12 protein-coding genes are annotated in these 16,331 nt (G+C 33.8%); 3 read left to right on the top strand and 9 right to left on the bottom strand.

The window, feature by feature from the left end; all coding sequences use genetic code 11:
• Window positions 1-11: 11 nt before the first annotated feature.
• From DM444_RS13005 to uvrC, 6 genes are all read right to left on the bottom strand, one after another.
• Window positions 12-953 carry a tryptophan 2,3-dioxygenase family protein gene (locus DM444_RS13005; protein WP_111287279.1) on the bottom strand — a complete coding sequence of 314 codons (942 nt, stop codon included), beginning with the start codon at window positions 951-953 and terminating at the stop codon, window positions 12-14.
• A complete protein-coding gene (locus DM444_RS13000) occupies window positions 953-1,723 on the bottom strand; it encodes a DUF3108 domain-containing protein (protein ID WP_111287277.1) in 771 nt (256 codons plus the stop codon). Before DM444_RS13000 ends, DM444_RS13005 begins: the two co-directional genes overlap by 1 nt.
• 298 nt (window positions 1,724-2,021) lie before the next feature.
• Window positions 2,022-3,182, bottom strand: a complete 1,161-nt coding sequence (gene hppD, locus DM444_RS12995; RefSeq protein ID WP_111287275.1) for a 4-hydroxyphenylpyruvate dioxygenase — start codon at window positions 3,180-3,182, stop codon at window positions 2,022-2,024.
• A gap of 233 nt (window positions 3,183-3,415) precedes the next feature.
• Window positions 3,416-4,573 (bottom strand): homogentisate 1,2-dioxygenase, encoded by a 1,158-nt coding sequence (locus DM444_RS12990; protein ID WP_111287273.1) that lies wholly within the window; start codon window positions 4,571-4,573, stop codon window positions 3,416-3,418.
• 318 nt (window positions 4,574-4,891) lie between these two features.
• On the bottom strand, window positions 4,892-7,084 hold the full coding sequence (locus tag DM444_RS12985; protein WP_239455676.1) for a patatin-like phospholipase family protein: 2,193 nt from the start codon (window positions 7,082-7,084) through the stop codon (window positions 4,892-4,894).
• A 172-nt stretch (window positions 7,085-7,256) separates the two neighbouring features.
• Window positions 7,257-9,050, bottom strand: a complete 1,794-nt coding sequence (gene uvrC, locus DM444_RS12980) for an excinuclease ABC subunit UvrC (RefSeq protein WP_111287450.1) — start codon at window positions 9,048-9,050, stop codon at window positions 7,257-7,259.
• A 138-nt stretch (window positions 9,051-9,188) separates the two neighbouring features.
• Here uvrC and DM444_RS12975 point away from each other — a divergent pair, with 138 nt between their 5' ends.
• The 3 genes from DM444_RS12975 to DM444_RS12965 all read left to right on the top strand — a co-directional run bounded on the left by DM444_RS12975 (window position 9,189) and on the right by DM444_RS12965 (window position 12,779).
• On the top strand, window positions 9,189-10,166 hold the full coding sequence (locus tag DM444_RS12975; protein WP_111287271.1) for a succinylglutamate desuccinylase/aspartoacylase family protein: 978 nt from the start codon (window positions 9,189-9,191) through the stop codon (window positions 10,164-10,166).
• Window positions 10,153-10,722: a 5-formyltetrahydrofolate cyclo-ligase gene (locus tag DM444_RS12970; RefSeq protein ID WP_111287269.1), complete on the top strand. Its 570-nt coding sequence runs from the start codon at window positions 10,153-10,155 to the stop codon at window positions 10,720-10,722. Before DM444_RS12975 ends, DM444_RS12970 begins: the two co-directional genes overlap by 14 nt.
• 506 nt (window positions 10,723-11,228) lie before the next feature.
• Window positions 11,229-12,779 (top strand): vWA domain-containing protein, encoded by a 1,551-nt coding sequence (locus DM444_RS12965; RefSeq protein ID WP_111287267.1) that lies wholly within the window; start codon window positions 11,229-11,231, stop codon window positions 12,777-12,779.
• Between the two features lie 82 nt (window positions 12,780-12,861).
• Here the strand turns inward: DM444_RS12965 and DM444_RS12960 are convergent, their stop codons facing one another.
• The 3 genes from DM444_RS12960 to DM444_RS12950 form a co-directional block, all read right to left on the bottom strand.
• Window positions 12,862-13,608 (bottom strand): tetratricopeptide repeat protein, encoded by a 747-nt coding sequence (locus DM444_RS12960; RefSeq protein ID WP_111287265.1) that lies wholly within the window; start codon window positions 13,606-13,608, stop codon window positions 12,862-12,864.
• An 89-nt stretch (window positions 13,609-13,697) separates the two neighbouring features.
• Complete coding sequence (locus DM444_RS12955; RefSeq protein ID WP_111287263.1) at window positions 13,698-15,446, bottom strand: BatD family protein; 1,749 nt, start codon at window positions 15,444-15,446, stop codon at window positions 13,698-13,700.
• A 107-nt stretch (window positions 15,447-15,553) separates the two neighbouring features.
• Window positions 15,554-16,324 carry a tetratricopeptide repeat protein gene (locus tag DM444_RS12950; protein WP_111287448.1) on the bottom strand — a complete coding sequence of 257 codons (771 nt, stop codon included), beginning with the start codon at window positions 16,322-16,324 and terminating at the stop codon, window positions 15,554-15,556.
• Window positions 16,325-16,331: the final 7 nt, after the last annotated feature.

The following is a 16,331-nucleotide window of genomic DNA, read 5'->3' as shown; positions in this document are numbered from 1 at the left end:
TGGTGGAGAAATTATTCTTCGTTTTCATTCCCCCAATTGGACAATTCTTCTTCGGTCCACAATTTAGGAAAAAAGATGCGTCTTTGGTATTTTGGATGCATATATTTTTGCCAGTCGCTTCCTCCAGTTGCTTCACCATTTCCTTTTCCGCTTTCTAAAATGTATTTTCTAGCAGTATTTAGGTGTTGCATTACCCAAGTAATATTTACCGTTTGATCGTAATGACGCATTGCTGCGATTAATGCTGTATTTTGTTGATCTTCAATTGGTAATTGCGTGAATTTTTGCCAAATATTTTTCGTTTTAAACGAAGCCATTTGTCTTAAAAATTGCCCTTTATATTTTTTCTCAAACTCATTTAACAAGTATGATTTTTCACCTGTATGATAATCTTTTCCGGCTGCTTGCCAATAAAGATGTTCGAAACTAGTTTCTAAATCAGTGTTTTCGTCAAAGTTAGCTTTGTATCTTCTGTCGGTTAAATTGATAACATCAGTCGAAGCAAATTCGATCATTCTATATTGTGCACTCTGAAAACCACTTGCAGGAGTAAGTGTATTTCTGAATTTCATGTATTGATCTACTTCCATTCCGTTTTCCATTATGCTGAACGAATTGGTAAGCATATCAAAATATCTAGTGATTCTTGATAATCTTTCGCTGAAAAAATCTACTTGGATGTTTTCTGTTTCTGCAATTTGGTCAATTTCCCACAGAATCATTTTGAAAATTAATTCGTTTACCTGATGATACATGATAAAAACCATTTCGTCAGGAAGTGTGGTGCGTTGTATTTGTAAATTTAAAAGTGCATCAGTTTGAATATAATCCCAATATGTAATTGGTTTAGCCCAAAGCAATCCTTCCAATTGAACATCAGTTTTTTGATTTATGGCTTGAAATTTAAGATCAATTTCTTTTAAAATTGCTTCAGAATTATCTGTAGGGTTCATTATTTTTTTACTTTAAGTGGACTTTTTAATCCTTTATATTCATCGAGATCAGCCTTAAGTGAACCTACAGCTAAATCTGCTTTAATTCTAATAGGAACTTTGTTTACGTCATCTGTTATCCAGAGTGTTAAGCTCTCCTTTTCTTTAAATACTCTACCTGTCTGTACCAGAGGTTTGAAGACCATAGTAGAAACCGTGCCAAATTTAGTCGTAATATCTTGACGGCCTACAAATTTTAACTTAAATTTTGTGATTTCTTCATCAAAAAACATATCGATTGTAATGGCTTCTCCAGATTTTAGTTTATCAATATTTGGATGGTTTCTCAAAAAGTAAAACGCCGATACAATGTCTTGTACTTCTTCTGATACTAGAATCGTTTTTTCGGATTTACGTTTATAGTCTTTTACTAAAACTCGATTTTCATTTTGATTAAAAAAGCCTTCTTGATTTTTGGTATAACCGCCTTCGTCAATTTTTCTAACATAACGATAAGGCTTCCCCGTTTCTTTGTCAAAATAACTTTCGTATAAATCTTCTACTTTAAAGAAAAACTTAGACATACCAGTTGTAAAACCTTTTCCAACAGAATGAAATACTTTTTTATTATTTATGGTAGCATCTTTAACTTCAAGAGTTGCGTAGCCAGCATTCACGATTCCGTAATGTATTCTAAATTTGAAATATTCTCCAGTATCGAAAGCATCTTCTTTTTGAGGCGCAAAAGAGAGTATTGTTAGTGCTAATATAATGAGGATGAACTTTTTCATAGTATAATCTTTACGTTTTATTATAAAGGTAAATAAATGCAAATTCTATTCCAAATGTACCAAAACAAAAAAACTCAGTCAAAGATGACTGAGTTTTTATGCTATTAACTAACCAAAAAACTATAAATTATGAAATTTATATCAATTCGGAAGGAAACCACCCCTTCCTGATTTGCGAGTGCAAAGATAGATAGAAAGTTCAAAAAACAAATAGCCAAAGTCAAGTTTAACATAACATTTGCAAAAAAAGCATCGTTTTTTAGAGAATTATATTGTTTTGTATATGAAAATTAACAGTTTACAGTGTTCCTCGCAATTCTTGCTCTCTTTCAATTGACTCAAAAAGCGCTTTAAAGTTACCTGCACCAAACCCTTTTGCACCCATTCTTTGAATAATTTCGAAGAAAAGTGTCGGTCTGTCCTGAACTGGCTTCGTAAAAATTTGTAAAAGGTAACCGTCTTCATCAGCATCAACCATGATAGCTAATTTTTCAATTTCATTTAAATCTTCTTTCATCATGTCCATATGAACACCCAATCTTTCTGGAATTGCTTGGTAATAAGTATGAGGAGGAGCTGATAAAAATTCAACGCCGCGTGCTCTTAGTTGCGATACTGTTTTAATAATATCATCTGTTGCAATGGCAATGTGTTGAATTCCAGGTCCGCCATAGAAATCCAAATATTCTTCAATCTGAGATTTTTTCTTCCCTTCAGCTGGTTCGTTGATAGGGAATTTAATTCTTCCATTTCCGTTTGACATAACTTTACTCATCAATGCAGAATATTCTGTAGTAATTTGTTTGTCATCAAAAGACAAGAAATTCACGAATCCCATTACGTCTTCGTAAAATTTTACCCAAGTATTCATTTCGTTCCAGCCCACATTTCCAACCATGTGATCAATATATTTTAATCCCGTTGGTTCTGGATTATAGTCTGATTTCCATTCTTTATATCCTGGCAAGAAAACACCATTATAGTTTTTTCTTTCTACAAAAATGTGAACCGTTTCTCCGTAAGTGTAAATTCCCGAACGGATAACTTGACCAAATTCATCTTCTTCAACAGTTGGTTCCATGAAAGAACGTGCGCCGCGTTTCATCGTTTCTTCGTAAGATTTTGTAGCATCTTCAACCCAAAGCGCTGCAACTTTTACTCCGTCACCATGTTTTTTCAAATGTTCGTTTATTGGAGAATCAGCCGTTAAAGGCGTAGTTAAAACAATTCTAATTTTGTCTTGCTTTAAAACATAAGATGCTCTGTCTCTTACTCCAGTTTCCAATCCAGCATAAGCCAATGATTGATATCCGAATGCAGATTTATAATAATGCGCAGATTGTTTTGCATTCCCCACATAAAACTCTACATAATCTGTTCCTAATAACGGAAGGAAATCTTGTGCTCCTTCAAATATTTTTTCTAATCCGTATTCTACTGATTTTACTTCTTTGCTCATGATGTTTATTTGTTTAATCGGTTAATCGTATAACTGATATTTCCGAAATGTTGTGTTTAAAATTTGTTTTTTACCGCAAAGAGCGCAAAGATTTTTATTAGTAAGATTTTATAAATCGCGAAGAACGCAAAGCTTTGTGAACTCATTTGAGTAAAACGCCATCAAAAATCTTTGCAAACTTTGCGAAAAATCCTCTGCGAACTTTGCGTTAAAAATGCGTTAGAAAATTGAAATTATTCCGTCCAAGATTTATAATATTTCCCATCATCAAGACTCATAGCTTCTTCCGTAACCATAAGAGGTCTGAAAGTATCAACCATAACGGCTAATTCCTGAGTTTCTTTGTGACCAATGCTACGTTCCATTGCGCCTGGCGCGGGACCATGCGGAATTCCTTTTGGATGTAAAGTGATATGACCTTGCTCAATATTATTACGGCTCATAAAATCGCCATCTACATAATACAGAACTTCGTCAGAATCTATATTGCTGTGATTGTATGGCGCCGGAATTGCTTTCGGGTGATAATCGTAAAGTCTTGGGCAGAATGAACAAACGACAAAAGCTGCCGTTTCAAAAGTTTGATGTACTGGAGGCGGTTGATGAACACGCCCCGTTATAGGTTCGAAATTGTGAATTGAAAATCCGTACGGAAAATTGTAGCCGTCCCAGCCTACAACATCAAACGGATGTGTGGCGTAAACCACTTCGTGAAGCATTCCTTCTTTTTTGATTTTAATTAAAAAATCACCTTTTTCGTCATGCGTTTCCAATTCGTTTGGCAGAATAAAATCTCGCTCGCAAAATGGAGAATGCTCTAAATGCTGTCCAGATTGGTTTTTATAACGTTTTGGAGTATAAAAAGGAGAATACGATTCTACATAAAATAATCGGTTGTCTTCTGTTTCGAAATCAATCTGGTAAATGATACCGCGCGGAATTATTAAATAATCGCCATATTCAAACGGAATATTTCCTAACATGGTTCTTAATTTCCCTTTTCCTCTATGGATGAAAAGCATTTCATCGGCATCGGCATTTTTGTAGAAATAATTTCGAAGCGATTCTTTTGGCGCGGCCAAACCAATAATGCAGTCTTTGTTGACAAGCATTGCTTTTCGGCTGTCCAGAAAATCATTTTCAGGTTTTAATTCAAAACCTTTAAAAAGAAGTGATTTTATATTTTTTCCGATTGCAATTTTTGGTTCAACGGAATAAGAGTTTAAAATTTCTTTGACCTGTGTTGGTCTGTGTACGTGATAAGATAGCGACGAATGTCCGTGAAAACCTTCGGTTCCAAACAATTGTTCGTAATAAAAACCTCCATTTGGTTTTTCAAATTGGGTGTGTCGCTTTTGAGGAAAATCCCCAAGTTTATGATATAGTGGCATGGCTTTTCAATTAGATAATTAGTAAATTAGATAATTCGAAAATTTGAATTGCAGAGATAATAACCAGTTCAATTTTTGCAATTGACTGATTATTTCAATTCGATAGAGCCATTACTCAGGATTTCTCTTGATGAGGAATTGAAGATACTCTAATAAACCTGTCCAATTTGTTTTCATTATAACAAATGTCGTAATTTTTTCGAAGTAAAAATAAAAATTATATTATTTATAACTATAAAATAACTTAGTTTTTTTTGATATAAATTTTATGAAGTAAAAAAATAAGAAGATTTTATTGAAGTATTCTCGATTTTAATACTAAAATTGAAATCCGATACTAAACCACGTAAAACTTTTTGACATTTCTGGAGACCAAGATTGTTTTACTTCTATAGGACCAATGATGGTTTCTAAACCATAACCAATTGCATATCCTGTATATTTTGGCATAGAGACCCAATCGACAGAAGAAAAAATATCATCTCCTAAGTTGGCAAAATTAGCAGATAAATTGATGTGATTTTTTTTTAAGATTTCGTAATCAATATTAATATCAGTTTTAATATAACTGTTGCCAGCAATACTTAGAAAATCATATCCGTAGAAATAATTAAAATTATTTATTTTGTTGTAGCCATAACCTCCAAGTATAAAATCAAAGAACGGAACACTGTCACTGCCAATGTTAAATCCAGCATCGGCTCCAAATTTTATAGTTGCTTTTCTAAATAGTGGTCTAACAACTGATATTTCGGCTTTCGCAATCGAAAAAGGTTTAAATTGCTGAGTATAATCTGATGATGCCATATAAGTTTGCAAATCTGTAGAGAAATATAATCCAGAACTTGGGTAATATTTTTCATCTAGCGAATCGTATTTTAAATAGGCAAAGGCACTAACATAATTGCTTTTTTCAATTATGTTGTCTTCGTTGGTAAGGGTTGGCGAACTAATTTTTAGATACTTATATTCTAATCCACCGCCCATTAAAAATTTCTGCACAAAAATAGTCTGGAAATAAGCCTGATTGGTCACATCCATAAAGTCAACATTAATAAGGTTGACGTTTGGATTCTCTTTAAGAACGCCACTCAAACTAGTAGTTACATTTCGATTAAATTGATTCAATCTAGAACGGAAACCAAAACTGATATTAAAACCATTTTCAACATAATAATTAAAATCATATCTAAAATTATCACCTAAAATGATATCCAGAGAGGTAACATCGTTTTTTAAGAAAGTCTTTTTATGGGTAAGATTTAATAAAACGGCACTTTTGTAAAGACCATCATAATGAAGTCCCAGTTTTAAATAAGTTTGTGTCGGATTTTCTCTTAGAACCAAATCAAGATCATCTTTGTCTCCGTTTGGCTGAAGACAATATGAAATAGTGCTAAAGTTTTGCGTAGCATTTAAGTTATTGATTCCGGTTTTAAGACCATCGTAAGTTATAGTGCTTCCAGGCTTAAAACGAAGTTTTCCGCGAATATATTCTTTGGTATAATTTTCTAATTTATCTGTATTAATATTCTGGATTTGAAGAGTATCTGTGCTAATTTTCAGTTTCGGTTTTTTATAAAAATTATTTTCATCTGTCAATGATTTGATTTTTTCATAAACAGCAAAAGCAGCTTCTTCTCCTTTTCGGATGATTTCTTCACCTCTATCAAATGAAATTACTCCAAAATCACGAATATCGGGTCTAATGTAAATATCTGTGTCTTTTATTTTGCTTTTCATTTTTTCAATAGACTGCAGATTGGTAATCTGAACCAAAATTCTCGTAGCATTTTTCAGGTTTTTTCTTTTCATCAAATCATCCTGAACATCCACACCAATAATTATATCAGCACCAAGATTTCGAACTTCTTGTATTGGATAATTGTTTACCACACCACCATCAACTACCAAATTTCCATCAATTTCTACAGGAGTAAATAGGGAAGGAAAAGCGGCACTCGCCATCATGGCCTGAACGAGATTTCCTTTATTCAATAAAACTTCTTCGCCCGTTTCAATATTAGTTCCGATACATAAAAAGGGAATTGGCAGTTTATTGAAATCGCGAACATGACGCACATTTCTAGTTAAACTGCTCAATAAATTATAATTGTACATTCCTTTTGAAAGTGCTTCTGGAATGCCTACTCTGAAATTACTAAAAGGCAAAACGACAGCATATAATTCGTCGTTCTTTTTGCCATAAAAATTCTTAGAAGAACGCGGAATATAATCGTTTATTAATTCGTCGAAATTGGTTTGTTTGAAAATGGAATCAATTTGCGAAGCATTGTAACCAGAAGCATAAAGTCCGCCGATTACTGATCCCATGCTGGTTCCGCCAATGTAGTCAATTTTGATTCCGGCTTCTTCCAAAACTTTTAAAACTCCAATGTGCGCAAAACCTTTGGCGCCGCCGCCACTTAAAACTAATCCAATTTTAGGTCTTTTGACACTGTCTTTTTTTATTTCCTGAGAAAATGATTTTTGCGAAAACAAAAAGGTCATTACAAAAAAGAGTGTTGTCACGCCCCAGATGGAAATGGAAAACTGCGAGAGACAAAAGGATATTTTTTCTTGCCAAAAAAGAGCGACCCAAGAAGCTCCTTTTTTGGACTTAGAAAAAAATCCTTTTGACCGAGTATTTGAAATGGACAGCTGGAATGGGCGCATACAATTTTTAATTGGTTTTGTAAAAATCGACAATTTTTTTGGCTTTAGAAACACCTATAACGTCTGAAATTTCTTTTTCTGTGGCTAATTTTAATCTTTTAACACTTTTGAAATGTTGTATTAATGTTGTCATGGTTTTTTCGCCAATTCCAGGAATGCTTTCTACCGAGGAATTAAGCGCCGATTTACTTCGTTTATCTCTATGAAAAGTGATCCCAAATCGGTGCGCTTCGTTTCTTAAATGCTGAATTACTTTTAAAGTTTCTGATTTTTTATCCAAATATAACGGAATTGAATCTCCAGGATAGAAAAGCTCTTCGAGACGTTTTGCGATTCCGATGATGGCAACTTTTCCTCGTAATCCTAAATCATCGATACTTTTTAGTGCCGCTGAAAGTTGTCCTTTTCCTCCGTCGATAATAATCAATTGCGGAAGAGGTTCATTTTCGTCCAGCAATCTTTTGTAACGGCGATAAACAATTTCGGTCATCGAAGCAAAATCGTTCGGACCTTCAACGGTTTTGACATTAAAATGACGGTAATCTTTTTTACTTGGTTTTCCGTCTTTAAAAACTACACAAGCCGCAACAGGATTTGTTCCTTGAATATTTGAGTTATCAAAACATTCAATATGTCGAGGTTCAGAAGGAAGACGTAAATCTTTCTGCATCTGAGCCATAATTCTATTAACATGACGATCTGGATCTACAATTTGCAATTGCTTCAATTGTTCTATTCGATAAAATTTGGCATTTCGAATCGATAAATCTAAAATCTGCTTTTTGTCTCCAAGCTGAGGAACTGTGGTTTTGATATTTTCTCCCAAATCCATTTCAAAAGGTACGATAATTTCTTTTGATAATAATTGAAAACGCTCACGAAGTTCTACAATTGCCAATTCTAATAATTCTTCGTCACTTTCGTCCAGCTTTTTCTTCATTTCTAAAGTGTGCGAACGAATAATCGAACCGTGCGAAATCTGAAGAAAGTTGACAAAAGCCGCACTTTCATCAGAAACGATCGAGAAAACATCAACATTGGTAATCTTCGGATTAATGATCGTCGATTTGGATTGGTAGTTTTCTAAAACCTCAATCTTTTCTTTTATTTTTTGCGCTTCTTCAAACTGAAGATTCTGCGCATAATTGTTCATCAATTTTTTGAAATCCTTTAAACTTTCTTTGAAATTTCCTTTCAGGATTTCGCGAATCGCATTGACTTGTCTTTGGTATTCCTCCAAAGGTTCTAAACCTTCACAAGGACCTTTGCAATTGCCAATATGATATTCCAGACAAACTTTAAATTTTCCTGAATTAATATTCGATTGACTCAAGTCGAAATTACAAGTTCGAAGCGGATATAATTCTTTGATTAAATCTAAAATCGTATGTACCGTTTTGAAATTGGTGTACGGGCCAAAATATTCCGAGCCGTCTTTGACCATTCTTCGAGTTGAAAATATTCTAGAAAAAGGTTCTTTTTTGATACAAATCCATGGATACGTTTTATCATCGCGCAGCAAAACATTGTATCTCGGCTGAAGTGTTTTAATTAAATTATTTTCTAATAAAAGCGCATCGGTTTCTGTTGGGACTACGATGTGTTTTATAGTCACGATTTTTTTTACCAATACATTAGTTTTGGCAGTATCATGAATTTTATTGAAATAAGAAGAAACCCTTTTTTTTAAATTTTTAGCTTTTCCCACATACAAGATTTTCCCGTCTTTATCATAATATTGATAGACGCCAGGATTATCTGGTAAAGTTAAAATTTGAAGATCTAAGGCTGGTTTTTGCATTCTTTTTTTATGTCTGAAGATACTCGAAAAGCTTTTTTCAAAAACCATTCCGATTTCTAAAAGAAGCTTAACATTGAATTAGTTTCAAATTTACAAAATCAAAAGAATAATTTCTATATTTAGATTTTATAATTCTACATGAAAAATAGTGCTCCATTGGTTATTTTCGGCGAATCGATTTTGCCGGGAGAACACAGAACCATAAACGTCGAAATTGCTCGGCTTCATACTACAACAAAACTAAATATTCCTGTTATTGTACGCCGTTCCAAGCATGAAGGCCCAACTGTTTTATTTTCTGCGGGAATTCACGGTGATGAAATTAATGGTGTTGAAATTGTCCGTCAGATAATCAGTAAAAAAATAAATAGACCAGCTCGCGGTACAATAATCTGCATTCCTGTGATCAATATGTACGGTTTTGTGAATAAATCTCGCGAGTTTCCAGACGGACGCGACTTGAATCGTGTTTTTCCAGGAAGTAAAAAAGGTTCGCTTGCCAGTCGATTTGCGTATCATATTGTAGAAGAAATTCTGCCAATTTTAGATTATGCTGTCGATTTTCATGCCGGTGGCGCAAGCCGTTTTAACGCGCCGCAAATCAGAATCACCGAAAATAATCCTGAACTGAAAGTTCTGGCTGATATTTTTAATGCGCCTTTTACGCTTTATTCTAAAAACATAAATGGGTCTTTTAGAAAAACTTCTGAAAGTGCCAACGTGAATATGCTGCTTTTTGAAGGGGGAAAATCTTTAGATATCAATAACGAAATTGCAAATCAAGGCGTTTTGGGAACTAAACGTTTGCTTGATTATTTAGGAATGCTCGATTCTAAACAAATTATGGAACCTGCCTTAACTCCTACAATTTACATTAAACAATCGGTTTGGCTTCGCGCAAAATGTTCGGGATTGCTGCACGATTTTAATTTGGTTGGAAAATATGTAACCAAAGGGACTATCTTGGCTATTATTACAGATCCGTTTGGGAAATTTGAGCAAAAAGTCAAAGCTCCACATGATGGTTTTGTAATTAATGCCAATCATTCGCCAATTGTTTACGAAGGCGATGCAATTTATCATTTATCTAAAGTCCCAGACAATGCCGACGAGTAAAAAAGAACTTCGAATAGAATATAAAAATTTCCGTAAAGCTCTTTCTTTTGATGAAGTAGAAGAAAAGAGTTTGGCAATTGCAAACCAATTAATCCAAATGCCCATTTGGAATAAAATTTATTACCATGTTTTTCTTCCTATCGAAGAGCATAAAGAAGTCAATACAGAATTTGTTCTGCATTTGCTTTCTGGAAAAGATAAAGAAATCTTAGTTTCTAAAAGTGATTTCGAAACCAGAAAAATGACGCATTTTCTTTTAACGGATAATACTAAAATCAGAAAAAACGAATACAATATTCCTGAACCAGTTGACGGAATTGAAGTTCCTTCGTCTAAAGTGGAAGTGGTTTTTGCACCGCTTTTAGCTTTTGATATTCACGGAAACCGAATTGGTTACGGAAAAGGTTTTTATGATAAATTCCTTGCCGAATGCAAACCTGAAACTATCAAAATTGGACTTTCATTCTTTGAAGCGGTAAACCAGATTGATGATGTTTTTGAATCTGATATCAAATTGGATTATTGCGTTACGCCAGAGAAGATTTATCAGTTTTAATTTAACTGCAAAAAAACACATTTTTTTTACACCTCATTTTACTGTAGAGACTGTAGAGACGCACCGCAGTGCGTCTAACACAACGTTTGCCGATTAATTGGATGTAAAAAACAATACCAAAGATTAAAAAGATTCCAAATGATTAATCCTTAAAATCTGTGGCAAAAAATAAATATTCATTTCAGTACATCTAATACAATCGTTGTGGATATGCTGGACGTAGACGCACTGCGGTGCGTCTCTACAATTCTGTATGGACAAAAAGATAGGATTACATTTCACTTCTCACATTTCTCATTTTACAGAAATCAAAAAAATATTTTCAGCTAGAAACACCTTTAAAATAAGGGTTTCTCATTTTATTTTCAGGTAAGAAAAATATTTGTAAAAAATTTGGCACGATTTTGATACTCGACAAAATGCAAATAATCGCCTCTAGTAAATCCGGAATGCTAGTCCTTATTTGAAGCCTATAACCTTTTATTAATTTTTTAAAAACTTACTTTATGAGAAATCTTAATTTCTTTATGATGGCATTCCTCGTATTTACTATTTTCGGCTGTAAGAAAGCTGATTACTCTGCAGTGGAGACTGCAGATTCTACTGCGGTTGCAGTAACAACAGATTTAGTCGAAGAGGAAAATTACATTCCAGAGGCCAATACAGAAAGCTACGCAGAATTAGAAGAGAATCCGTTTGAATCTCCGCTAAAAGAACCTTTATCTACTTTTTCTATCGATGTTGATAATGCATCGTATACCAATATCCGCCGATTTATAAACGAAGGACAGAAAGTTCCAAAAGACGCAGTTCGTGTTGAAGAAATGATCAACTTCTTTAAATACAAATATCCACAGCCAGATGGTGAGCATCCGTTTTCCATTAACACAGAATACAGTGATTGTCCTTGGAATAAAAACAGCCGATTGTTAAAGATCGGTTTGCAGGGAAAAAACATTCCAATGGCAAATTTGCCGGCTTCTAATCTGGTTTTTTTAGTTGACGTTTCTGGTTCGATGGATGAACAGAATAAATTGCCGTTGCTGAAAGAATCGATGAAAGTTTTGGTAAAAGAACTTAGAAGCATTGATAAAGTTTCGATTGTGGTTTATGCAGGATCTGCGGGAGTAGTTTTGGAACCAACTTCTGGTGATAATAAAGACGAAATTATGGATGCTTTTGATGATTTACACGCAGGCGGAAGCACTGCAGGAGGAGAAGGAATTGAACTAGCATACAAACTAGCACAGCAGAATTTTATCAAAGAAGGAAACAATAGAGTAGTGATAGCTACTGACGGTGATTTTAATGTTGGAGCTTCTTCTGATGATGATATGCTGAAATTGATTGAACAAAAAAGAGAATCGGGTGTTTTCTTAACTGTTCTAGGTTTTGGAATGGGGAATTACAAAGACAGTAAAATGGAAATTCTTGCTGATAAAGGAAATGGGAATTATGCTTACATCGATAACATTCAAGAAGCAAATCGTTTTCTTGGAAAAGAATTTAAAGGATCAATGTTTGCTATCGCGAAAGATGTAAAAATCCAAATCGAATTTAATCCGAATCATGTTCAAGCTTATCGATTGATCGGTTATGAAAACCGAAAATTAAATGCAGAAGATTTTAAAAATGATAAAATTGATGCGGGAGAATTAGGCAGCGGACATTCGGTTACGGCTTTGTACGAGATTGTTCCTGCGGGTGTAGAAAGCGATTATGTTCCTTCGGATCTAAAATACACTAAAACGCCAAAAGTGGCTGGAAATCATAGCGATGAGTTGGCTACAGTAAAATTTAGGTATAAAAAACCTGATGGCAACAAAAGTATTGAAATTGTAAATGTTATTGCAGACAAGAAAACGGACTTAGAAAATAGTTCTCAAGATTTCAAATTTACAACTGCTGTTTCTTGGTTCGGATTAAAATTGCGTGAATCAAAATATATAGCAAACAGTTCAAGTTCGGATATCAAAAGATTAGCAAAATCTGGTTTGTCAAATGACGAAGAAGGATATAGATCTGAGTTTGTAAGATTGGTTGATGCCGTAAATTAATTCAAATTTCAAAAATGAAAAAATCCCAAATTCCAAAGTAAGATTGGAATTTGGGATTTCTATATTTGAATATTTTAAAACTTTATTTTACTTCTTTTATTGTCGAAGATTCTATCCAGCCTTGTGTTCCATCTGTTAATTCGATTTTTTTCCAACCTGCAACACTTTCCAATACATAAACTTTTGCTCCTTCGTGCAATAAAATAATTCCATTTGAAGATTTTTGAGGTTCATGTCGGACTTGGCTTAATTCAGAAAAAACGATAGCAACACGATCATTATCAAAATGGTTTTTTTCAGACATTCCAGCTGAAATGCTTAAAGCAAAAGCAACCAAAACAATAAACATCCCAACAAAATAAATTCTTTTTGCAAGTGTAGCGTTTGAAAAATAATAACTAATAAAACTCAATAAGAATACAAAACCAAGCGCAATAGAAATTTTAGCCCAAGTATTGTAATCAAAAATAGAAGTAAAGTTTTGAATTAGTTTTGCAAACCCCACTTTAGGAACTTCTTTTATCTCGTCAATCGTTAGCTTTTTAGCAAATTTTAAATTGTTTAAAGTTTCTGGGTCATTTGGTTTAAGAACCAAAGCTTTTTCATAATTATAAATCGAAGGCGCAACCTGATTTAGTTTGTAATAACAGTTACCCAAATTAAAATACACTTCAGCAGAATGTAATTTGTCTTCTGTTATAATGTTTTCATAAACCTGCGCAGCTTCTTTATATTGTCCCTTTTGGTACAACGCATTAGCCGATTCAAAGCGCCCTTGCGCAAAGAAAACCTGCGAAATTAATAAAAAGAGATATAATATGTTTTTCATTTTCTATTATAATAAGATTATAAACTTTGCGAACTTAAATTCGACTCAATCTAAATCAATTTTCTTAGCGAACTTTGCGGTAAAAAAAATTAAGCAATCTGTTTTTCTAATTCAGAAATAATCATAACCGCTTTATCATAATCCTGCTGAATCGAAGCGCTTGATGCTGGTGCATAACGTGCAAACTCGCAGTTTTCAGTTAGGGCAATAAAATTCTGAACGGTTTCTGTATTAGCTTTTCTAGATAACAGTAATTCTCTAATATTGTCTTTACTCATTTCTGAAGTTTCAATATGCAGTTTTGCTTTCAAGAAATTATGCATTGCTTTCTCCAGTGCGATATAGAAAGGCTCTTTATTGTTAAGATGTTTCTTCGCTTGCGATAAGTATTTCTTCGCCAGCTTATTGTTCATTCTAATTCTATTTCCAGTAACATCACTATCAATAGCTTCTTTTCTTTTTCTAGCTAAAATAATTAGCGGAATGATAACAAATGGAGCAAGCAGTAAACCTAAATACAAATTCGAGCCATAGAAATCATTTTTTGCAAGAGGAATTAAAGCCGTTCTAGTTCTGATGTGTCTAAACTGATCTGTTTTTGCAATTGCATTTTTAGAAGCTTTCTCTCCCGTATTTGCTTCAGCAGGTGTTGGTCCGTCTAAAACATCAACCATAATTTCCTTAGAAGTAATGGTTTTATAAGTACCTGTACTCAAATCGAAATAAGAAAACTGCATTGGTTTTATTGCATATTTTCCTCTGTATTGCGGAATGATCGTGTATTTATCTGTAATTCTTCCAGACATTCCACTCAATGACGTTGTTACATTTTCGTCATGAACTGGATCATACATTTCAAGTGCATTTGGCACAACAGGTTTTGGAAGCGTAAATAACTTCATATTTCCTGTTCCTTGAGCGCTGACAATTAAATCCAGACTTTCGCCATTTTTAAGTGTTGTTTTCGAAGGTGTTACTGTAAAATTAAGTCTGCCGACAGCGCCAGTAAATCCTTCTGGTTTTGTGCTCTCAGGAAGTGGTCTTACATTGATTGTTTTTGCTCCAGCAGAAACTACTTTATTGTCTTCAACAGTAATCATCTGGCCGAACATGTCGCGACGATTTGTTGGTAATTGTACCCCAATATCGAGTGAAAGAGGTTCAATTGTTAGTTTTCCAGATTTTTGCGGATATAAAATCGCTTTTTTCAAGATCACATAATAACATCTTTGTCCTTGGAAATTACCTTCCTCAATTGCAAGCTGTTTGATCTCAATGTTTTGATTCCAAAAATCATTGTATTTTGGTTTTGCCAGTTCTTTAAAACCAGTTACTCCAATATTATTAAAATACAATTTGTAAACAACCGTAATTGGTTCGTTTAGGTACGGATTTGTTTTTGAAATTTCAGCAACAAGAGTCAATAACTCATTTCCAGATCCTGGAGGTCTGTCGTTTGGATCTCTTTCTTGAGCCACGGCATTAGTTACCGTAACTTTTATTGGATTTGTTTTGTAAATCTGGCCGTTGAATTCTATTGCCGCCTGTTTAATAGTGATAGCACCTTTTTTTTCAGGCTGTAAGATATACGAATAGATTTTTTGAAAAGAGCTTCGTCCATTTATCCAAGACTGACTAATCTGCTGACTTGGCCCTGCAACAAGTTTGAAACCTTCAAAAGAAGGTTGTTCGAAATTGTCTCCGTCAACGTTCATGATGAAATCTATGCGAAGTCTTTCGTTTACTCCAAGCGTGTTTTTGCTGACTCTGGCTTCAAATTGTACTTGAGCCATAAGTCCTTGAAAAGTGAGTAGAAATAGAATTAAATATCTTTTCATTTAATGTTTAATCGTTGTTATTTAACTGTTTAATCGTTTAATCGTTTAATCGTCTTTTGAATATTTCTTCTAATAAACAAATTAACGATTAAACGATTCAAATTATTTTACCAGTCTTTTTCTGTTTTTTTAGGATTACCTTTTACTTTTTGAGCGTTTACTTTGTCCTGAATTTTCTTTTCTTCATTGTTAACCGCATCTAACAAATTCTGAACACGTTCTTTTGATATTCCTCCAGGTTGTGGTTTTGGCTCTCCTTGGTTGTCAGACTTGTCGTCTTTTTTAGGATCGTTTTTACCATCTTTTTTATCCTTGTCTTTATCGCCCTTGTCGTCTTTTTTATCTTTATCCTTATCCTTGTCTTTATTTTGATCTTTGTTTTTGTCTTTATTTTTATCCTTGTCTTTGTCCTTATCCTTATTCTTGTCTTTATTTTGGTCGTTTTTCGGAGGATTTTCTTTTAATTTTTGTTTTGCGTAAGCATAGTTGTAACGTGTTTCATCATCGGTTGGATCATTACGTAATGCCTGTTTGTAAGCTTCAACTGCTTGCGTATAATCTTTCTCTTTCATGAAAACATTTCCAAGATTGTGAAAAGCTTTGTGTTTTTCAGGTCTTGTTTTGGCATTTTTTATCGCTTTGGCGTAAGCGTATTTTGCTTCCGAAACTTGATTTTGTCTATAAATGGTATTTCCTAAATTATATGGCGCTGTTGATCGTTTAGGAAATTTTGATTCCGAAATTCTATAGTTTGCCTCAGCATCAACAAATTTATTCTGTTTATATTCTTCATTACCAGCGGGCAATGTTTTGTCTTTTTCTTGCGCAGAAACTGCAAAAGAAACCGTTAGTAAAATATAAAGAAGTAAATTTTTCATTCTAATT

Origin of the sequence: Flavobacterium ginsenosidimutans, assembly GCF_003254625.1 — a bacterium.
GTDB classification, from domain to species: Bacteria; Bacteroidota; Bacteroidia; order Flavobacteriales; family Flavobacteriaceae; genus Flavobacterium; species Flavobacterium ginsenosidimutans.
Note: the sequence above shows the minus strand (reverse complement) of the source record. Positions and strands in the feature narration are given on the sequence as shown.